Genomic DNA, 20,109 nt, shown 5'->3' with positions numbered 1-20,109 from the left:
AAAGACGCCGTTTACTTGGCGTCTGATTCACTGATGACTCCGACAATGTCTTTATCCTTAATCGGACCGAAATGACGGCTGTCGAGGCTGTATATGCGGTTGTCGCCAATAACAAAGTATTGTCCCTTCGGTATGCTTTTGCGCCCGGTCGTTTCCTTCAGCGTATAATCACCGGTCACATGGCTCCCGGCGGACAATGATGACTTTAACGGTTTTAAAAACGGTTCCGCCACCCGTTTTCCATTCACATACAGCTGATCCTCCCTGTATGCGATTGACTCGCCGGGGAGCCCGATGACACGTTTGATCAGCACTTTGCGGTGCGGGCCTTTAAACAGGACAATATCGAAACGGCGGATCGTTTTGTAACGATGGGAAAACTTGTTGACCATCAGCTCATTTCCTTGTTTAAAGGTCGGATTCATGCTGATTCCTTCGACTTTATAATCAATAAAAATGGCATTCTTTAATTGTATGGCCAAAACAACGATAAGCACGCCGGCTATAAACCAAAATCGTTTTTTCAAGATTCCTGTCTCCCTCCGTCTTTCTCATGCTGACTGATTCTCGTCTGTAAACGCCGTTCGATATGCTTTCCGGCATACCACAGCACCGCGATCACCGTAATGGCGCCCGCCATCCTGAAAGGCTGTGTCATGAGTGCGTGAAGATCATACCCGATAAAGCTGATCATAAAGATCATGACCATTTTCCCCATAGCGGCTGCTGATATAAACTGCAGCGCCCCCACCCGTGACAGACCGGCAACGATATGAACCGCAGCGGACGGCGTAAAGGGGAAGCAAAGCAAAATAAACAGCGGACCGAAACCGTGACGCTCAACCCAGAGCATCATCCGCCTTATGGTCTGATGCCTGCGGATGAAACCGAAAGCTCTTTTCTGTCCGAAACGGCGGACGGCATAAAACATCAGCATCGATCCTGCCGCAGACCCGAGCCATGACAGAAAAAAACCTTCCCACAAACCAAATGCATTCGTATTCGCCACCACAAATACAACGAGCGGCAAAAACGGAAGAAACGCTTCAATAAAAGGCAGTGCAGCCGCAGCCGCCGGGCCGAAAGCTCTATAGCTTTGGAACCATTCCGTCAGCTGTTCCTCAGTCAAATATGATAAAAATTGCTCCAACGTTTATACTCCTTAACGAGTTTGTCTATCCTTATTCTACACATTATCTCCAAAAAACGAAAATGTTTACGAGATTTTCCGACTTGAAATATCGTGTAAGCGAGTATAAAATAAGAACAAACGTTCTCTTTTTTAAGAAAGAAGGAGTATTTATGCCTGACATCCGGAGCGGCACCCGCGATCTCATCGAAAAAGGGCTGTTTCTGCCCATGGCGGCTGCCATCCTGAACCGGGACCTCGAAGCGCTTGATTCGTGCCCGTTCAAATTAAAACAACCCTATAAACAGCTTATCAGCTGCTCTTTAAAATTAGCACAAAAGGATTTGAGTGATGTTCGAAAAGAGTTAAGAAAGCGTAAAATTAAAATATACGAAGCGGAAAGAGACGAAGCATTTACGCTTTATATATGCACCATTAACGGCTATGAAGAAAAACACCGTTATTTCAACCCGAGAATACGGGAACAGGTAACCGCCTTATTAGAATATTACCTGTCTCTTGCGACCATTTAAAAAGCAGCCGGGACTGCTTTTCCTTTTCAACTAATAAATTTCAGACTATTCACACTATACATTCGACATGATTTTCTTTATAATCGGGACACGCTGTTTTCAATGAAAAGGAGGAATGTTATGAAACTGATTCATGTTCTCGCCGCCCTGCCCTTTTTCGGAATTCTCGCCGGCATTCCATTTGCCAACCGGGTGACGCCTTATGTTTTCGGAATGCCTTTCATTCTCGCGTATGTCGTCATCTGGGCGGTGCTGACTTCCGTTCTGATGGCCGCCGTTTACAAATTGGACAAAGAAAATAAGGCGGGTGAGGCGGAATGAACGCAGCATTTCCCGTAATGGCCGCCGTGCTCCTGTTTTGTGTATATCTCGGAATCCGGGCCCGAAAAGGAAAACATATGGACCTTGAACAATGGACGGTGGGCGGACGCGGCTTCGGCACGATGTTTGTCTTTTTATTAATGGCGGGAGAAATATACACGACCTTTACATTCCTAGGCGGAAGCGGGTGGGCTTACGGAAAAGGAGGCCCCGCCTTTTATATTATCGCGTACGGCTGCCTTGCCTACATTTTGTCATATTGGCTTCTGCCAGCCGTGTGGACTTACGCCAAACAACACAAACTGATGTCGCAATCAGATTTTTTTATTTCAAAATACAACAGCCCGCTCCTCGGCATTCTCGTATCGCTCGTCGGCATCGCATCCCTCATCCCCTATCTCGTCCTGCAGCTGAAAGGGCTCGGATTAATTGTTTCAGCAACGTCATACGGACAGATTCCGCCCTCAGCCGCTGTCTGGATCGGCGCTGTTTCCATCACGATTTATGTGATGATATCAGGAATCCACGGTTCAGCGTGGATATCAGTCGTTAAAGATATCATGATTTTAGGCATCGTCCTGTATTTAGGCATTTATCTGCCCATTCATTACTATGGCGGATTTACGGAGATGTTCAAACAAATTGACGCCGCAAAACCCGGATTTCTCACGCTGCCGGAAACCGGACAGAGCGTTTCCTGGTTCAGCTCAACGGTTTTGCTGACCGCCCTCGGCTTTTATATGTGGCCCCATACATTTGCCGCTTCCTATTCGGCGGAGCATCCGCGGGTGTTTCGGAAAAACGCAATCATCATGCCTCTTTATCAGCTCGTCCTGCTGTTTGTCATCTTTACCGGATTTGCGGCGATTCTGCAGGTGCCCGGTTTAAAAGGGACGGACACGGATCTCGCCTTATTAAAGCTGTCTGTGAAAACCTTTGATCCCTGGTTTGTCGGACTGATCGGATCGGCGGGCATTCTGACGGCGCTTGTACCCGGTTCAATGATATTAATGGCCTCAAGCACGCTGTTCGCCAAAAATGTGTACAAAGCCATTCTGCCCGGCACGACTGACGAAAAAGTCTCACGGCTCGCAAAATACGCCGTACCCGTCATCGCGCTGATATCCGTATATTTTACGCTGAAAGGCGGAAATACCATCGTCACCTTGCTTTTAATGGGCTACAGCCTTGTCACCCAGCTTTTCCCCGCCCTCTTATTCAGCCTGCCGAAGCGGCGTTTCATCACAAGCCACGGCGCTTTTGCCGGCATAACGGCCGGGGTCGGAACGGTGGCCTTCATTACGCTGACCGAATCAACCATCGGAACCCTCTTTCCGTTTCTTCCGCAGATCGTTAAGGATATGAATACAGGCATCATCGCACTGGTTCTGAACATTGCCGTCATGTTTGCAGTCAGCGCCGCAGTCAGAAAAAAACAAATCAGCGCAGCCGAAAAGGCGGCTTAAATGGTAAGATAGCGGTAAGATACACGAAAGGGGAAAAACGCATGATCATGACAACGACCGAAACCGTCGCCGGAAAACAGATTACGGAAGTGAAAGGCTTGGTGACAAGCAGTATCGTCCAGTCCAGACACATCGGCAAAGACTTGCTTGCAGGCTTAAAATCTGTCGTCGGCGGCGAATTGAAAAGCTATACTGAAATGCTGGAAGACTCCAAAAAAGCGGTGAAAGAGCGGCTGATCAGAGAGGCGGAGCAGCTCGGAGCGAACGCCATCGTCGGCCTGCGGTTCGAACTGACCGCAGGACAGAACACATCCGAATTAATCGGATACGGAACCGCCGTCACCGCCGAATCCATTTAAAAAAACAAGCCTCTTTAAAGAGGCTTGTTTTTTTATTTCTCACATGCGATATAGTCTTTATCTCGGTCAAGTCTTTTATTTGCATTGTAAAGCGCTTTTGATACATACGGCTTGTACTTTGTTCTGCCGCCCTTGTTTTTCACTTTCGACGATTTGGCCACGCCGCCCTTATACACCTTATTCAGCGCCTTGCAGTTTTGATACGTTTTCACCTTTGTTTTCGCTTCTGCCGTCTGCCCCGCTCCGTATGAACATCCGAACACAAGACCGAAAGACAAAAGCACAGCTGCCGTCTTTTTCATCTCTATCCTATCCCCCTCCTAAGTTATGCGGTATTGCTGAACATATCATAGTTCAAATAATCTCCATTTACAAGATAAATAGGAAAATAGTTTTAATTTACGTCCGACTGTATATCTTTTATGGAATTTTTCCCAAAACCTTTTATAATATGAATTGATAGCGCGATCTGACTATGATGATAGGAGGAGAAATGATGATGAAAAAAGGGCTTTTTGCGGGTGTGCTCACTACAGCCGTTCTATTCGGCACATGTACGGCGGAAATTCCGGGGTTGATCAGTCCCAATACGGCGGAAGCGGCGTCTCAGCTCAGCAAAGGAATCGGCGGAAGGGCCTACCTGAACAGCACGGGTTCTGTACTCGTCACGAAAATTCAGCTTCCAAGCTCAATTCAGGTGTCAAATGGGACAGCCTATATTTACTCAGGATTTACCGGAGGCACAGAGGCTGATATCGGACTTCAGTACAGTGACACCTATCATGTATGGAAACCGATCATGAAAGTCGGTTCAAAGGGACAAGGCCAGGTCAAGTATCTGGAAGGAGAAAGCCAATTCACCTATACGAAAGGCTTCCGGCCCGGCAGCACCGTACAGCTGACCATCTACAAAAATCTGAACGGCAATACCCGCGCCACATATTGGGGCACGAATAATGACGGATACACCGGCCGCATCATCTCAGAACTCGCCCAAACAAATGTAGGCTCTGTCTCAAAATGGAAAGCGCTCGCCACCGTCGCGGTCACATCAGAGGATCAGCGCCCTTACATCAAATCAAACTTCTCAACAGCCTTTACGAACATCACGATTGACAATAAAGCAGTCACACCTGTGATTGATACACAGGATTTTGCCAAATTGACAGTGTCAGGCAGCAGCGTCAGCATGTCTGTCGTCAAATAAAGAATGTTGAACGCACGATTTCTGTCATCGTGCGTTTCGTGAGGGTCTGCCGGATACGCAAATCCCTTATTTTTCGGATTACGTTTAATAAACAAACTCTGTTACATTCAAAATGTCGATTTCTATATAACAATTAGAGGAACCTCATTTGTTGAGGTTCCCCGTTATTCTCCAACTCACGCACCGGTTAACTTCACATACTGTCAGCCGGCTCAGGGCTGTCCAATTTTAGTTAGAATATAGCTTTAACAGGTCTTGTGCTGGAAAACGATCTGCATCGTTCGCCTCAACAAAATATGCCAACTGCCATTTTTGTGTTTCGATAGCTTGTTTGCTAGTGGGATTTTCCCATTCAGGGTAAACTCTAATTGCCATTTTTCCTTTTGTAGCGGCTGTTTTAAGGATATTTTGCTTTACAAGAACTTCTTTTGGAAAAACGAATTGTCCAAAATGATTATTACTGGCAAAAGTATTGATAACCAATAAATCAGCAGCTTTTTCATATGAAAAGGCTTGGTTTTTACCATCTCCATCTTTTTCCCAAAAAGCAACAAACTGTCCTATCTTGTTAGGCGTTATTTTTGCGACTCTGAATCGAACTGACTTTGAATGCAGTTGAAACATACCGGCCCCATACTCTGAGTTTTGAGCTTCTTCTTGAATATCATGTATCGTTAAGTGATTTGGTTCATAAAAAATTTTATTTACATATGTTAACGCCTTATAAAATTCATTCACTGCGTACTCCTTATTTTTTATAGTACGTCATCCATTGCTTCTTGATTAAAATGGGCTGATCATGTGTTTCCAATAAAAAAACAGCCCTCCTCAGGGTTGTTTTTTTAACATTTCTTTCATTATTTCCGCCAAAATGCTGAGCAGTCCGCCTTATCCTGAATATTGAATTGAATCATGCGTTCAAGCAGCTCATAATGCACCGGTTCAGTCCATTGAATTCTGAACAAACGGGAAGTAGCGCTGTAGCCGGCACAGGCAATGTCCTCGGCAAAATGCGCAATTCCAGCTTCTTCGGGGGAAACACTTACATGATGCTTTGCTGCCGCAAAGCCGATAATAAAGGTGCCGTGATCGGTAAACATCGGCGTGTTCCACTTGATCTGCGCTTCTAAGTTCGGAAATTGGTCAGCCGTCCACGACAGAATTTCCTCCATTCGCAGACGATGATCAGGGCTGTCGATACTTGATAAATAGTCTTTGAAAACGTCCATGTCTTCCTCCTTCATCATCACGTCCGCTAGCGCCAAAACCCCGGATTTCCAGCTTTTTCCTTGATGTTAAATTCGATGATCTTCTTAAGCAGATCATAGTGCACCGGATCAGTCCATCGAATTCTGAACAGGCGCGAAGAAGCGCTGTACCCGGCTTGAGCGATGTCATCGGCAAAATGCTCCATCGTCTCTTTTTCAGGTAAAATGCTCAAATGATTTTTTGCCGCGGCAAACATAATGATATAGGTGCCGTGATCGGTAAATGTCGGTTTGTTCCACTTGATCTGCGCTTCTAAGTTCGGAAATTGGCCAGCCGTCCACGACAAGATTTCCTCTGCTTTGAGACGGTGATCCGGGTTGTCGATTCCTGATACATATTTTGCAAACACATCCATGCCCATCTCTCCTAAAATGAAATATCATTACTCTTTACATCATCATAGCCAACAGACGGACACGATACAACTCTGCCCGGGCATGTAAATCGAAAAAAGCCCTCCCCAAAAGGAGAGGACCCGTCCCTTCACATCACAGCTTTCTCTAATATCTCTCCCCCAGCTCCCGCAAAATAAAGTCGTAGATCATTCTTGTCCGCTCTTCTTTCGGATACAGCATGAATTCCTGCCGCTTCGGGACATGACTGCCCATCCTGTCCTGAAAAGTGGTTCTGAGATAGGCGGTTCTGTAAACCTGATTTTCAAAAGAATGATAGGATACTTCCAGTTCCATCGTTTTGCCGTTTGAGAACGTGACCGCTGTGTCATCAAATGCCGTCGGTTGAAAATCTTTAACGTGCACATGAGATATCCAGCCGCATTGAGGCCTTGCAGAAGAAAGTGTAGGGAATAAAAAGATGTGATTTGAAGGGTCCACCATAATCGGCGGCTTGTGAGAAATTTTAATCGCTTCATATGTTCCCGCTTTTCTCCCGGCATAGCTGGAGCCAAAGTAGCGGCAGCTTCTGTCGATGATGTGAATCGGCTTCATGCTGACATACAGAATGCAGTCTTTTTCAATGACCTTCGACCCCATTTTACCGTCTATTTCCTCAGGCAAAACAGCGATGGTTGAACGATTTACTTCGTAGCTTTCTAAGGGTGCATGTGTTTTCTGGCACATAATGTGCAGCCTCCAATCCTTTTCTTGAAAATTTATACTAATAATCTATCATCTGTCATTGGAAAACGACAGGTTTTTTTTGAATATAGCTAAAAATCACCTTTTAAAGATGTAATTTAGTCTTAAATTACTATTTAAATATTGTTTTTCTTTTTCGTTTCACCTCATTTATACGATGATCATTTTCGTTTTTTCGTCAATTTGCAGGATATGTCGATATATTTCCAAGTATTAGTTGTCTAAAGATTATAAAAATTAATTGATTTTTCCGGCCGTTATCCATATACTATAAAAAAGGCATTGGGGGGATTCTTTATGAAAGAGAAAAAGTCGTACACTGAGCTCATGAAGTCCCGCAACACGCAAATAGCAAACGAATTCGATGTGACAATGGCCGATATTTACATTCAAATGGTGCTTGATGAATCCTTGTATAAACGCCGGCTCGCCATGCTGACCATGCAGATTAATAAGGCGCTTGATGATAAAAATAAAGAAGCGTTCCTCACGCTTTCAAAAGAATATGCAGCACTCAAACAGAGTGAATAAGCCAATCCATATGGATTGGCTTTTTTTACATTATCCGTTTACGATGGTGCCGCCGTTCACATGGATCGTCTGTCCCGTGACATAGGAAGAATCATCGCTTGCTAAGTACAAATAGCTCGGCGCCACTTCAACAGGCTCTCCCGGGCGCTGCATCGGCACGTCTGAGCCGAAGACTTCCACTTCCTTCGCCGAGAAGCTCGCCGGGATCAGCGGCGTCCAGATCGGCCCCGGCGCCACTGCGTTTACCCTGATGCCCTGAGTGACAAGAGATTGGGAAAGAGATCTTGTAAACGTGACGATCGCCCCTTTTGTCGCTGAATAGTCAATCAATGTTTTGTGGCCTTTATAGGCGGTAATAGAGGCCGTATTAATGATTGAACTTCCTTTTTTCAGGTGAGGGAGCGCGGCTTTCGTTAAGTAAAACATTGAAAAAATATTCGTCTGAAACGTTCTGATGAGCTGGTGGCTCGTGATTTTCTCAATCCCCGGCTGCACGTGCTGCTCACCTGCGTTGTTGACCAGGATGTCAATGGAAGGAAAGGCTTGGCCCGCCTGGCGGATGACATCGTTGCAAAAGGCTTCGTCGCCGACATCCCCTGCAATCAGCAGACACTTCGCCCCCTCTTTTTCTACATATTGCTTCGTCTCTTCGGCATCCTGATGCTCATCAAAGTAAACGATGACCACATTAGCGCCTTCCTTCGCGAATAAAACGGATACGGCGCGGCCGATCCCGCTGTCTCCGCCCGTGATGACCGCCGTTTTCCCTTCAAGTTTTTTCGCCGCTTTCGGTTTGTCAAAAACGGGGCGCGGGTCCATTACATATTCAAAGCCCGGCTGCCGGTTTTGATGCTGCGGCGGCAAGGTTTTCTTCTTCTGATTAGCCATTTTGATCACTCCTTTACATTAATTACTATATTATGAGTAATTTGAGCATCTTATACGAATTTCATGTATGAACAGAGTCTTATTGGAAAAATTAAGAATATACAACAGAGGAGGTAAATCTGAATTGACTACTTTTTCAAACGAGGAACCGGCTTCCTATTGGAAAGCAACAGCTGACATTCCTTCCTTTCCCGCCCTCACTGAAGATACGGAATGTGACGTTGCGATTATCGGCGGAGGAATTACGGGCCTGACAACGGCATACGAACTGACGAAAAGAGGTTTCCGTGTCGCTGTCATTGAAGCAGACCGGATTTTAAACGGGACGACCGCGGGAACGACCGCAAAAATCACCGCCCAGCATGATTTCATCTATGCCGATCTTATTCAGCAGATCGGCCTGACCAGCGCAAGGCTGTATTTCGAAGCCCATCTCCGCGCCATGGAAGACATGAAGCAGATCATCAAGGACCTTTCGATTGACTGCAGACTGATTGAACAAGACGCATATCTTTACACCAATACAGAATCAGGCGTCAAAAAAATCCGCAGTGAGCAGGAAGCTTATACCAAGCTCGGTATTGAACACGAGCTTGTGAAAGAACTTCCCGTCCCCGTTGATTGCAGGCTCGGTCTCGCCATGAAGAATCAGGCGCAATTCCATCCGCTTTTATATGGCGCGGCGCTCGTCAAAGAGATCGTTAAAAACGGGGCGCGTATTTTTGAACAGACGGCTGCGATCGACATAAAAAAAGAACCGCAGCCGGAAGTGGTCACGAAAAACAGACACGGCATCAAGTGCAGCTACATTGTCTGCTCTTCCCACTTTCCTTTTTATGACGGAGGCGGGCTTTACGCCGCCAGAATGTATGCGAGCAGATCCTACGTACTCGCGGTAAAACCGAAACAAGCGTATCCGGACGGGATGTATCTCAGCATAGACAAGCCGTCCAGATCACTGCGATACACCGATTTGAACGGTGAAAAACTGGTGCTTGTCGGCGGCGAAAGCCACAAAACAGGCCAGGGAAAAGAAATGTCCGAGCATTACGAAGCGCTGAAACAATTTGCGGAAGACACAATCGGAGTTGAAAGCATCCCATATCATTGGTCTGCACAAGACCTTGTCACCATTGATAAAATTCCGTTCATCGGTCCCATCTCAGGCGATGAAGAACATATTTTGGCGGCGACCGGTTTTAAAAAATGGGGTATGACAAGCTCAGCGCTCGCGGCGAAGCTTTTGGCTGATCATATTCAAAACAAAAAGAACCCGTTTTCCGGCCTGTTTATTCCGTCACGCTTCCACGCAGATCCGGGACTGAAAAAACTGATTTCCTATAATGCCGACGTGGCCAAACACCTTATCTCGGGCAAACTTGAGAGGCCGGACGCTTCACCTGAGACTCTTCGGCCCGGGGAGGGAAAAATCGTAACGGTAAACGGCAAACGGGCCGGCGCCTATAAAGATGAAAAAGGCTGTCTGCATCTTGTCGATACGACATGCACCCATTTGGGCTGTGAGGTCGAATGGAATGACGGCGAACGGACGTGGGACTGTCCTTGTCACGGGTCCCGGTTCACACCCGACGGCGGGGTTGCCGAAGGTCCCGCCATCAAGCCGCTGAAGCGCCTCAGCCAAGATTAACTAAACCATTCTGTACGAATGGTTTTATTTTTTTGCATTAAAATATTTTTATCAGATTCCTTCATTCAAGTTCCTTCCATACCGATAAAAAGAAAAAGAGAATATCTGGGGGAACTTATATTGTTATTTAAAAAAGACCGCAAAAAAGAAACAGCTTATTTTTCGGAAGCCGATGGAAAAAAACGCATCGCGCTTTCAAATCAATATGCAGATGTCCAAAAACAGCTGAAAATGGTCAGGCTCGGAAACGAAGAACTTCATGTGCTTGAAGAGCTGCAGCCGTTAATTAAAGAACATATCTCAACAATCGTCGATTCCTTTTACCGAAACCTGGATCACGAAAAATCATTAATGACGATCATTAACGACCACAGCACGGTCGAGCGCCTGAAAAAAACATTACGGCGTCATATCCATGAGATGTTTGCCGGCACGATTGATGATGAATTCATTGAAAAAAGACAGCGCATCGCTTCCATCCATTTGCGGATCGGCCTTGAACCGAAATGGTATATGGGAGCGTTCCAGGATCTGCTTCTGTCGATGATGAACATATATGAAGCAACCATTCCGGATTTGCATGAGCTTTTAAAAGCGATCAAAGCGACGACGAAAATATTGAATCTTGAACAGCAGCTCGTCCTTGAAGCATTCCAGACTGAATATAACTGCCAGCGTGACGAACAAGAGGAAAAGAAAGCCCGTCTTCATCAAAAAATCCAGGAAACATCCGGATCACTCGCTGATTTGTTTTCAGAAACGAGCAGAGCCGTGCAGGAGCTGGTCGATAAATCCGAGGGCATTTCCGAGGCGTCAAAAGCCGGCACCGTCACTTCCGTACATGTCGAAGAAAAATCAATCGGCGGGAAAAAAGAGCTTGAAAGCCAGCAGCAGCAGATGAATAAAATCGACGCCAGCCTTCTGCAGATTGAAGAAGAAATGGACAAGCTGAATGACATCGCCCAGCAGATCGAAAAAATCTTCGGCATCGTGACGGGGATCGCTGAGCAAACGAATCTCCTGTCACTCAACGCTTCAATAGAATCCGCGAGAGCCGGGGAGCACGGCAAAGGGTTCGCCGTTGTGGCGACGGAGGTAAGAAAGCTTTCAGAGGATACGAAAAAAACCGTTTCCACCGTATCAGAGCTCGTGAACAATACCAATACACAAATCAACATCGTGTCCAAACATATTAAAGATGTAAACGGACTTGTAAGTGAAACGAAAGAAAAAATGGCGCAGATCAACCGTCTGTTTGATGACATCGTCCAAAGCATGAAAACGAGCAAAGACCAGACAGGCAAAATCGACGTTGATTTGCAGGCCTTTCTCGGCGGCCTTCAAGAAGTCAGCCGCGCGGTTTCCCACGTTGCATCATCCGTTGATTCACTTGTTATCCTTACAGAAGAATAAAGATAAACCGACCGGCCTTTTTCATAAAGGGCCGGTCTTTTTAATGTTAACTTGAAATATAATAGAGTTGACATATATAAAGACTCGCTTTATTGTATAAACATATTTTGATAAGCTGGAGGAATACATAATGAAATTGACAGAAATGATGCATATTGCCGTGTTTACCGCCATTATGGGACTTTTGGGGCTGCTCCCGCCGCTTTTCTTATCCTTTACGCCGGTTCCGATTACGCTCCAGACGATCGGTGTGCTCTTATCGGGAAGCATCCTAAAACCGAAAGCGGCGTTTTTAAGCCAATTGCTGTTTTTGCTGATTGTGGCATGCGGAGCGCCTCTCCTTTCAGGCGGCAGAGGCGGGTTCGGGGTTTTTTTCGGGCCGAGCGCCGGATACCTCATCGCATATCCGCTGGCGGCATTACTGCTGAGCCTCAGCATCCAAGGCCTTCGCTCAGCTGCTGTCCCCCATTTGTTTATCAGACAGTTCTTGTTCGGCGTGCTGTTTTTGTATGTCATCGGCATTCCCGTTCAGGCTTTTATGATGCACATTGATATCTTAACTGCCGTAAAGCTCAGCCTCATCTATGTGCCCGGAGATCTGCTTAAAGCGGCCGCAGCCTCATTCGCAGCCGTAAGAATCAGGAAAACTCTTCAAGCAAGCCGGCTTTTGCCGACGAAAGGAAGCTGATTTTAGTCATCATGATTACATCATCATATTCAGATACAGCCGGACAAGCGCCGGAACAGATCGCAATTCAGGCAGAAACAGAACAGATCACCTATCAAACTTGGAACAGGCTAGTTAACCAAACCGCAAACTGGCTTGGCAGCCTTTCAGGTAAGCCGGAAAACATTGCAATATTACTGCCGAACGGCATCCCTTTTTTACAACTTTTCGCAGGGGCGGCGCATGCCGGCTGCACGGCGGTTCCGTTAGATCCCCGCTCGGCAGCGGCGGAACTCGCGGATCAGCTGCACATCAGCAAAACCGGCCTCGTCATCTGTGACCGCCGGCTGAGCGGCAGACTGGACGGCGTCAAAACGCCTGTCATCCTGTGGGATGAATGCAGGCCTTTGATCGAGGCGGAAAAAACGGAAGGCGCTTTTATCAAAAACGCCGGCCTGCCCTTTTATACCGGATTCACCTCGGGATCGACCGGTAAGCCGAAAGCCTTCACCCGCTCTCACCGTTCGTGGCTGGAGAGTTTTTCTTGTACGAAACGTGAATTCGGCATTTCCCCTGATGACAAAGTGCTGGTACCGGGCACGCTTCGCTCGTCACACTTTTTATACGGCGCCGTCAGCACTTTGTTTATCGGCGGAACCGTCATCCTTCAAAGAAAATTCAATCCGGCCGGAATGAAAGACCGGCTCAGACAAGCTGACGTTCTATATACCGTTCCGACAATGACGGACGCCCTGCTCTCACTAGAGGCGTTTCCGGATACACCGCTCAAGGTGATTTCTTCCGGTGCAGACTGGCCCGCTTCGTCTAAACAAGCGCTGTCAGAGCGCTATCCCCATTTGCGGTTGTACGATTTTTACGGAACGTCCGAGCTGAGTTTCGTGGCGTTCTTATCGCCTGAAGACAGCGCCCGAAAGCCTGACGCGGCGGGCCGCCCGTTTGAAAATGTTACAATCGAAATCCGCCGGCCCGGCGGAGAACGCTGCATGCCGGGCGAAACGGGGAAGATTTTTGTGAACAGCCCGATGAAATTTTCCGGATACATCAACGGCGCAAAACCTGATGATTCCGGCTGGATGACGGTTGATGACATGGGATATATCGATCGTGAAGGCTATCTTTATATCGAAGGACGTGAAAACGGGATGATCGTATCAGGCGGCCTGAATGTATTCCCTGAAGAGATAGAACGTGTGCTCAACCGCTGTCCGGGCGTCAGAAAATCGGCCGTCATCGGCATTCCTGATGATTATTGGGGCAGCATCGCCGTTGCGGTGATCGACGGAGATGCAAATGTAAAGGAACTGAAGAAACAGTGCCGCGAGCAGCTGGCGGCATATAAAATACCGAAAAAATGGCTGTTTTCAGAAATACCGGAAACAGCCGGCGGAAAGATCGCCCGTGCCGCCGTACAAACGCAGGCAAAGGACATGATGGAATGGAAGCTGTAATTACGGATGCGAAACGGACAATTTTCGCCCGGGAAAACGGCCTGTTAAAAGACTGTCTCCCAGAAGATTTGGCAGCTCCGCTGATCCGCCATTTGAGCCGGAACATGCCCGAAGACATTGATGAAGTCCTGATCGGAAACGCGACGGGCCGCGGCGGGAATCTCGCCCGGCTGTCGTCCTTGGCCGCCGGACTTCCTTTGAGCGTGTCCGGTACGACCATCGACAGGCAGTGCGGCTCCGGACTGGACGCCGTGAGGGTCGCGTGCCACTTTGTCAAAGCCGGCGCGGGGAGCAAGTACATCGCGGGAGGAGCGGAGAGCAGCAGCCGTTCCCCTTTCTCATCCCGGGCGCGCTTTTCTCCTGAACACATCGGCGATCCTGATATGGGCATAGCAGCAGAGTATACGGCACAGGCTTACGGCGTAACGAGAAAGATGCAGGACGAATATGCCCTTCTCAGCTATGAACGGAGCATCAAAGCGCACGAAGACGGCTTGTACCGCCCGGAAATTCATCCCTGTCACGGATTCGCCGCTGACGAAAACATGCTGAAAAAGCGGAACATGGAGCCTCTCATCTCCCGTGCCAAGCCCGTCTTTCAGTCCGGAGGCTCTGTCACCGCCGCCAACAGCTGCGGAATTTCTGACGGGGCGGCGGCAGTTTGTGTGATGGAAGAACAAAAAGCGCGGTCTCTCGGTTTAAAGCCGGGATTGCGTTTTATCGGAAGCGCGGTAAGCGGCGTCCATCCGCATTATCCGTCAGCAGCTCCGGTTTATGCCGTCAAAAAACTTTTGAAGGAACGGGACCTGTCACCGGATGATATTGATATATACGAAATCAACGAGGCGTTTGCCGTCAAAATATGCGTTTTTTCACAGCAGCTTCGAGTGCCGTATTCTAAAATAAATGTCCGGGGCGGCGCTCTGGCCGTCGGGCATCCGTACGGGGCTTCCGGGGCGGCGCTTGTCACCCGGCTTTTTTATGAAGCAAAAAGACGCCCGGATGCCCGCTACGCAGCAGCAGCGATCGGCAGCGGAGGCGGAGTCGGACTGGCGCTTCTCTTTGAAGTGTTAACGTAACGGCAGTATAATAGATGATATCGATAAAAAATGATCGGAGTGGAGACTTTATGACTGCCGTTTGTTTAGTAAGACATGGAGAGACTGATTGGAATGCCCAAAAGAAGCTTCAAGGCAAATCGGATATTCCGTTAAATGCGACGGGAGAGCGTCAGGCGAAAGAAACAGGAGAGTACTTAAAGGGGTCCGAATGGGATGTCATCGTCTCAAGCCCGATGAAACGGGCCAGAAAAACAGCTGACATTATTAACGGGTTTTTGAATCTTCCCATCGTCGTCATGGAAGATTTCAGAGAACGAAGCTACGGTGATGCGGAAGGAATGTCTTTACCGGAACGGTCGAAGCGCTACCCGGATAAAAACTACCCGAACATGGAGACCGCAGAAGAGCTGACAGACAGAATGCTTGCCGGTTTAGTGAAAGTTCAGGAGCAATTTCCTGATCAAAAAGTACTGATCGTCGCTCACGGCGCAGCCATTCATGCCCTCTTGTCCGCCATTTCTGACGGTGATACCGACATCCAAAACGCAAAGCTTGTCAATGCGTGCCTGAGCAATATCGAACGAATTGAAAATAAGTGGCGCGTCAAAGATTACAATGTAAGCAGCCACCTATCAGAATCATAACAAAAAGGCCCGAATTCAGTTTTGGGCCTTTTTGGCGAGCATTTTTTTCTGCAGATCATGTAATATGGCGTCCGCACCCTCAATGCTCCGGCGCTCCGTCCATACCGCCCTGTCCGCGCGGTAAACGTGTCCGTTTTTTACAGCTGTCAGCTGTTTCCAGAGGTGATTTTTTTCGAGTTCTTTCTCACCGTCCAACAGCACGATGTAATCAGGATCGATATGCAAAAGCTGCCCGGACGTCATTTTGATAGAGTCTGATTTCCCGCCGGAATCCGTCTGGACCGCATAGGTAAACCCTGCGAGCGTCAAAAGCCGGGACGTAAAAAACTGATCATCCTTTACGGAAATGCTGTCATTTGCAGCGTCAATTAATAAAATCGTGCCGCCTTCTGCATCCAGCTTTCTTTTGATGTCATTCAGCTTTTCTTCCTGAGCCGACAATTGTTTCTCTATGATGCCATCTTTACCGACCGCCTTTTCGATAGTAAGGGCAGCATCAACCGCATCGTGATAATCCGCAGCTTCATTTTTTAAAGCGATTGTCGGAGCGATCTTTGTCAGTTTTCGGTATATCCCCTTGTGAAGGCTTGAGTCTGCAATGATGAGATCGGGCTTTAACGAAGTGATCTTTTTCAAATCAGGGTGTGACGGTGGTCCGACGGACGGACTGCCGTCGTTTCGCTCTGTCCGGTTATCCGCCGCAGCCACAGGCTTTATGCCGAGATCATGGAGGGTATCAATAAAGCCCTCATTCAATACGGCGATGCGCTGCGGGTGCGCAGCCACATGCGCCGTCCCCAGATCGTGCCTGACGGCGGTTTCATGTTCCTGTTCTGAGCATGCCGTTATGAAGAGAACGGATAAGATCATCAGCATACTGAAAATTTGTTTCATCTGTTCCCCCTCTTTCGTTTTTCCGCAATTATATCATTGACAATATAAGTATCAATGATATTCATTATCATTATTTTTATAAAATGGTTTCACAGCTTTTCTCCGTCAAGAAAGCCGAAGACTGATTCATGCCGGCCGCTTTATTTCATTCCGCTTTCGTTTCCATCAGACTTCTGCATTCAACAAAAGGTGACATTTATCCTGTTTTTGCCGCAGCTTCCAAAAATGGAATCAAACCGTTCGACCCAGCAAACAAGAGAGCGATTGCGGCTGTGTACAAATACTCATGTCCTTCCATCGGTTTTTTCCATTAAAATTTAAATATTTCGGGTTCCTATTAAACGAAAGAGAGATGATATACCTAAATAGAAATAAAACAAATTGAAAAAAATTGGGTCTACTAAAATATTATTCCATGCTATACAATTAATCCACAGAATAATCTGTCTATTGGTTGTTCTGCAAATGAAAAAAAGGAGAGGATAAAGAGTGAGAGGCAAAAAGGTATGGATCAGTTTGCTGTTTGCTTTAGCGTTAATCTTTACGATGGCGTTCGGCAGCACGTCTCCTGCCCAGGCGGCAGGGAAATCAAACGGGGAAAAGAAATACATTGTCGGATTTAAACAGACAATGAGCACGATGAGCGCCGCTAAGAAAAAAGATGTCATTTCTGAAAAAGGCGGGAAAGTGCAAAAGCAATTCAAATATGTAGACGCAGCTTCAGCTACATTAAATGAAAAAGCTGTAAAAGAGCTGAAAAAAGACCCAAGCGTCGCTTACGTTGAAGAAGATCACGTTGCAAAAGCGTACGCGCAGTCCGTGCCTTACGGCGTATCACAAATTAAAGCCCCTGCTCTGCACTCTCAAGGCTTCACCGGATCAAATGTGAAAGTAGCGGTTATCGACAGCGGTATCGATTCTTCTCATCCTGATTTAAAAGTAGCAGGCGGAGCCAGCATGGTTCCTTCTGAAACAAATCCTTTCCAAGACTACAACTCTCACGGAACTCACGTTGCCGGTACAGTTGCGGCTCTTAATAACTCAGTCGGTGTATTAGGCGTTGCGCCAAGCGCATCTCTTTACGCTGTAAAAGTTCTCGGCGCTGACGGTTCCGGCCAGTACAGCTGGATCATTAACGGAATTGAGTGGGCGATCGCAAACAATATGGACGTTATTAACATGAGCCTCGGCGGACCTTCTGGTTCTGCAGCGTTAAAAGCGGCAGTTGACAAAGCCGTTGCTTCCGGCGTCGTAGTCGTTGCGGCAGCCGGTAACGAAGGCACTTCCGGCGGCTCAAGCACAGTGGGCTACCCTGGTAAATACCCTTCTGTCATTGCGGTAGGCGCTGTTAACAGCAGCAACCAAAGAGCATCTTTCTCAAGCGTAGGTTCTGAGCTTGATGTCATGGCACCAGGCGTCTCTATCCAAAGCACGCTTCCTGGAAACAAATACGGCGCGTACAATGGTACGTCAATGGCATCTCCGCACGTTGCCGGAGCGGCTGCTTTGATTCTTTCTAAGCACCCGAACTGGACAAACACTCAAGTCCGCAGCAGTTTAGAAAACACCACTACAAAACTTGGTGATGCTTTCTACTACGGAAAAGGGCTGATCAACGTACAGGCGGCAGCTCAGTAAAACATAAAAAAACCGGCGTCGGCCATGGCCCCGCCGGTTTTTTTATTATTTTTCTTCCTCAGCATGTTCAATCCGCTCCATGATCGACGGGTGGCTCCCTCTGAAAATTTTGACGAGAAACGGCGGGTTGACCCGGCTCAGTCCCGTATCGGCCAAATCCTGAAACGTCTCAATCGCCGCTTCCCGGTTGCCGGTCAGCTCGATGCCGTAACGGTCGGCGGCGTTTTCTTGATACCGGGAGACGGCATTCGTAATCGGATCAGAAGCAAAACTGAGAACGGATATGAGCAGCAATAACAGCGGGAGGGCGGCCAGATCTTCAGGCCCCTTTATATGAAGCATTCGGCCGAAGAATTTGGACAGCCGCTTATAAAGCTTGTCAATGATATAGAACCCGGCTAATGACAGCAGGAGATACCCGGCCAGTCCGATGTACACGTGCTTCATCACATAGTGCCCCATCTCATGCCCCATAATGAACAAAATTTCCCGATCCTTCAGTTTGTTAAGCGTCGTATCCCACAAAACGATCCGCTTATTCGAACCGATTCCCGTCACATACGCATTCAGCGCATTCGTTTTCTCCGACATATTTACTTCATAAACATGGCTGGCCGGAATATCAGCCTTGTCGGCAAGCGACAAGATTTTGCTTTCCAGCTCCTTGTCTTTCAGCGGATAGAAATCATTGTATAAAGGATCAATCACGACCGGCTGCAGAAAAAACAAAAACAGGGTAAACGGCACAGTAAGACACCAAGCGTAAAACCACCATTTTTTTGTATGCTTTGTGATCAGCCAGTAAAACACAAGCACACACACGGCAAACAGCGGAAAACTGATCCAGAAATCAATGACATGGTCTCTTATCCAGCTTGCTGTTGTCTGCGTCGAAATATGATACGCAAGCGAAACCCGATATCCGATCCACTCAAGCGGAAGCGAAGCCGCCGTAACGATGAGTGAAATCACAAATACGAAGCTTCCGATTTGCAGCACCCGAAAGCGCACCGCTGCTTCCAGCCAATGCTTTATTTTTTTGGCAAGCCCCGTAATGAGCAGCAGAAAAAATAAAAACCAATCTAACGGCGCACCGATGAAAAATAAAAAATCCTTTACATTTGAAAAGTTTTCAGCGGCTTCCAGGCGGCCCGGGTCCATAAACGAGGACGGATCGGCTTTCGTTCCCTTTACGGCCTCCGGGACGGCGGAGTCGCCTGTCATAAAGAAATACCAATAGAAAAAAAGGCCGTACAGCACATAGGCAAGTCCCGCTGCCGCTATCCATTTGCGCATGGAAGTCTCCCTCCTTAGCCTTATGACTTACTCCTATTGTAAGCATAAATGCAAATAAATAGAACCAAGCCTCCGAAACGGATGTTAATCTTTTCACAACAGAAAAGAATGGAACAACAGGAAGCGGGAAAGACTAAAAGACGGAGTGATGAATATGAAAAAAATAATCGCGTTTATTGTAGTAATCGCCCTTTTGGTTATTGCTTTCTTCTATGTATACAGCCGGACCGGCGATGTGTTTCCATCAAGCAACGCAGATCTGATTATTCTGTCTGAGCACGGAAAAAAAGAGATCAAAATTAAAGACAGGCAGAATGTAAAAGATATGCTCGATATCTTGAACCAAGGAAAACAAGTCAAACTGACCAAAAGCGTATCTCCCGATTACGACGGAACGGTCAAATACCATGAAGACCGTTTCGATTCATTCAGCATGTGGCTCGAAGGCGGCAATTATATGCTGTACAAGTATAAAAACACGTATTACAAACTGACCCGGCATGATACGAAGCTTGTGCAAAGCATCATTAAGGAAGAATCGCAGAGCTGACCGGATCAGCATGTAAAAGCGAAGCCCCC

The 20,109-nt window shown here is 47.3% G+C and carries 24 protein-coding genes and 1 pseudogene; 15 read left to right on the top strand and 10 right to left on the bottom strand.

The window, feature by feature from the left end:
- Positions 1–11: 11 nt before the first annotated feature.
- Positions 12–527, bottom strand: coding sequence for a signal peptidase I (gene lepB / locus V7728_RS17890; RefSeq protein ID WP_003155158.1), 516 nt, complete (start codon positions 525–527; stop codon positions 12–14).
- A complete protein-coding gene (locus V7728_RS17885) occupies positions 524–1,150 on the bottom strand; it encodes a TVP38/TMEM64 family protein (protein ID WP_059367273.1) in 627 nt (208 codons plus the stop codon). The genes lepB and V7728_RS17885 overlap by 4 nt, the downstream gene beginning before the upstream one ends.
- A gap of 152 nt (positions 1,151–1,302) precedes the next feature.
- On the opposite strand from V7728_RS17885, the gene V7728_RS17880 reads away from it, so the two are divergent.
- The 4 genes from V7728_RS17880 to V7728_RS17865 all read left to right on the top strand — a co-directional run bounded on the left by V7728_RS17880 (position 1,303) and on the right by V7728_RS17865 (position 3,808).
- The gene (locus tag V7728_RS17880; RefSeq protein ID WP_012117241.1) at positions 1,303–1,662 is read left to right on the top strand and encodes a hypothetical protein; all 360 of its coding nucleotides are present in this window, start codon (positions 1,303–1,305) and stop codon (positions 1,660–1,662) included.
- A 120-nt stretch (positions 1,663–1,782) separates the two neighbouring features.
- Positions 1,783–1,983 carry a DUF3311 domain-containing protein gene (locus V7728_RS17875; RefSeq protein WP_007409181.1) on the top strand — a complete coding sequence of 67 codons (201 nt, stop codon included), beginning with the start codon at positions 1,783–1,785 and terminating at the stop codon, positions 1,981–1,983.
- Positions 1,980–3,449: a sodium:solute symporter family protein gene (locus V7728_RS17870; protein ID WP_015239531.1), complete on the top strand. Its 1,470-nt coding sequence runs from the start codon at positions 1,980–1,982 to the stop codon at positions 3,447–3,449. The genes V7728_RS17875 and V7728_RS17870 overlap by 4 nt, the downstream gene beginning before the upstream one ends.
- Before the next feature lie 41 nt (positions 3,450–3,490).
- Positions 3,491–3,808 carry a YbjQ family protein gene (locus V7728_RS17865; protein ID WP_003155166.1) on the top strand — a complete coding sequence of 106 codons (318 nt, stop codon included), beginning with the start codon at positions 3,491–3,493 and terminating at the stop codon, positions 3,806–3,808.
- Between the two features lie 32 nt (positions 3,809–3,840).
- On the opposite strand, the gene V7728_RS17860 is transcribed toward V7728_RS17865, so the two are convergent.
- A complete protein-coding gene (locus V7728_RS17860) occupies positions 3,841–4,110 on the bottom strand; it encodes an excalibur calcium-binding domain-containing protein (protein WP_003155168.1) in 270 nt (89 codons plus the stop codon).
- Between the two features lie 194 nt (positions 4,111–4,304).
- On the opposite strand from V7728_RS17860, the gene V7728_RS17855 reads away from it, so the two are divergent.
- Positions 4,305–5,015, top strand: coding sequence for a YrpD family protein (locus V7728_RS17855; protein ID WP_015239530.1), 711 nt, complete (start codon positions 4,305–4,307; stop codon positions 5,013–5,015).
- Between the two features lie 228 nt (positions 5,016–5,243).
- On the opposite strand, the gene V7728_RS17850 is transcribed toward V7728_RS17855, so the two are convergent.
- From V7728_RS17850 to V7728_RS17835, 4 genes are all read right to left on the bottom strand, one after another.
- Positions 5,244–5,753 carry a MepB family protein gene (locus V7728_RS17850; RefSeq protein WP_012117237.1) on the bottom strand — a complete coding sequence of 170 codons (510 nt, stop codon included), beginning with the start codon at positions 5,751–5,753 and terminating at the stop codon, positions 5,244–5,246.
- A gap of 119 nt (positions 5,754–5,872) precedes the next feature.
- A complete protein-coding gene (locus tag V7728_RS17845) occupies positions 5,873–6,244 on the bottom strand; it encodes an iron chaperone (protein WP_015239528.1) in 372 nt (123 codons plus the stop codon).
- A gap of 26 nt (positions 6,245–6,270) precedes the next feature.
- Positions 6,271–6,639 (bottom strand): iron chaperone, encoded by a 369-nt coding sequence (locus V7728_RS17840; RefSeq protein WP_099566540.1) that lies wholly within the window; start codon positions 6,637–6,639, stop codon positions 6,271–6,273.
- 145 nt (positions 6,640–6,784) lie between these two features.
- Positions 6,785–7,363, bottom strand: a complete 579-nt coding sequence (locus tag V7728_RS17835) for a competence protein ComK (protein WP_012117234.1) — start codon at positions 7,361–7,363, stop codon at positions 6,785–6,787.
- 315 nt (positions 7,364–7,678) lie between these two features.
- On the opposite strand from V7728_RS17835, the gene V7728_RS17830 reads away from it, so the two are divergent.
- On the top strand, positions 7,679–7,912 hold the full coding sequence (locus V7728_RS17830; RefSeq protein ID WP_012117233.1) for an IDEAL domain-containing protein: 234 nt from the start codon (positions 7,679–7,681) through the stop codon (positions 7,910–7,912).
- 30 nt (positions 7,913–7,942) lie between these two features.
- On the opposite strand, the gene V7728_RS17825 is transcribed toward V7728_RS17830, so the two are convergent.
- Entirely contained in the window at positions 7,943–8,800 is an 858-nt protein-coding gene (locus tag V7728_RS17825; protein ID WP_015239527.1) for an SDR family oxidoreductase, read from the bottom strand.
- Positions 8,801–8,924: 124 nt separating this feature from the next.
- Here V7728_RS17825 and V7728_RS17820 point away from each other — a divergent pair, with 124 nt between their 5' ends.
- The 7 genes and pseudogenes from V7728_RS17820 to V7728_RS17795 all read left to right on the top strand — a co-directional run bounded on the left by V7728_RS17820 (position 8,925) and on the right by V7728_RS17795 (position 15,702).
- Positions 8,925–10,448, top strand: a complete 1,524-nt coding sequence (locus V7728_RS17820; RefSeq protein ID WP_015239526.1) for an FAD-dependent oxidoreductase — start codon at positions 8,925–8,927, stop codon at positions 10,446–10,448.
- 18 nt (positions 10,449–10,466) lie between these two features.
- A pseudogene (locus V7728_RS20550) lies at positions 10,467–11,054 on the top strand (protoglobin domain-containing protein); the annotation flags it as partial.
- 291 nt (positions 11,055–11,345) lie between these two features.
- The gene (locus tag V7728_RS20545) at positions 11,346–11,861 is read left to right on the top strand and encodes a methyl-accepting chemotaxis protein (protein ID WP_370529535.1); all 516 of its coding nucleotides are present in this window, start codon (positions 11,346–11,348) and stop codon (positions 11,859–11,861) included.
- Positions 11,862–11,991: 130 nt separating this feature from the next.
- Positions 11,992–12,549 (top strand): biotin transporter BioY, encoded by a 558-nt coding sequence (locus V7728_RS17810; protein ID WP_003155185.1) that lies wholly within the window; start codon positions 11,992–11,994, stop codon positions 12,547–12,549.
- Positions 12,550–12,560: 11 nt separating this feature from the next.
- Positions 12,561–13,997 (top strand): acyl-CoA synthetase, encoded by a 1,437-nt coding sequence (locus V7728_RS17805; RefSeq protein ID WP_099566539.1) that lies wholly within the window; start codon positions 12,561–12,563, stop codon positions 13,995–13,997.
- Entirely contained in the window at positions 13,985–15,076 is a 1,092-nt protein-coding gene (locus V7728_RS17800) for an acetyl-CoA C-acyltransferase (RefSeq protein ID WP_099566538.1), read from the top strand. The genes V7728_RS17805 and V7728_RS17800 overlap by 13 nt, the downstream gene beginning before the upstream one ends.
- A gap of 50 nt (positions 15,077–15,126) precedes the next feature.
- Positions 15,127–15,702 (top strand): histidine phosphatase family protein, encoded by a 576-nt coding sequence (locus tag V7728_RS17795; protein WP_060562113.1) that lies wholly within the window; start codon positions 15,127–15,129, stop codon positions 15,700–15,702.
- Between the two features lie 15 nt (positions 15,703–15,717).
- Here V7728_RS17795 and V7728_RS17790 read toward each other — a convergent pair whose 3' ends face one another.
- Positions 15,718–16,596, bottom strand: coding sequence for an ABC transporter substrate-binding protein (locus V7728_RS17790; RefSeq protein WP_099566537.1), 879 nt, complete (start codon positions 16,594–16,596; stop codon positions 15,718–15,720).
- Positions 16,597–17,085: 489 nt separating this feature from the next.
- Here V7728_RS17790 and V7728_RS17785 point away from each other — a divergent pair, with 489 nt between their 5' ends.
- Positions 17,086–18,234 carry a S8 family peptidase gene (locus V7728_RS17785; protein WP_007409199.1) on the top strand — a complete coding sequence of 383 codons (1,149 nt, stop codon included), beginning with the start codon at positions 17,086–17,088 and terminating at the stop codon, positions 18,232–18,234.
- A 45-nt stretch (positions 18,235–18,279) separates the two neighbouring features.
- Here the strand turns inward: V7728_RS17785 and V7728_RS17780 are convergent, their stop codons facing one another.
- Entirely contained in the window at positions 18,280–19,530 is a 1,251-nt protein-coding gene (locus tag V7728_RS17780) for a M48 family metallopeptidase (RefSeq protein ID WP_012117226.1), read from the bottom strand.
- 154 nt (positions 19,531–19,684) lie between these two features.
- Here V7728_RS17780 and V7728_RS17775 point away from each other — a divergent pair, with 154 nt between their 5' ends.
- On the top strand, positions 19,685–20,080 hold the full coding sequence (locus V7728_RS17775; RefSeq protein ID WP_012117225.1) for a hypothetical protein: 396 nt from the start codon (positions 19,685–19,687) through the stop codon (positions 20,078–20,080).
- The last annotated feature ends 29 nt before the right edge of the window (positions 20,081–20,109 follow it).

It is taken from the genome of Bacillus sp. JHAA (assembly GCF_036961585.1).
GTDB lineage: Bacteria > Bacillota > Bacilli > Bacillales > Bacillaceae > Bacillus > Bacillus velezensis.
Note: the sequence above shows the minus strand (reverse complement) of the source record. Positions and strands in the feature narration are given on the sequence as shown.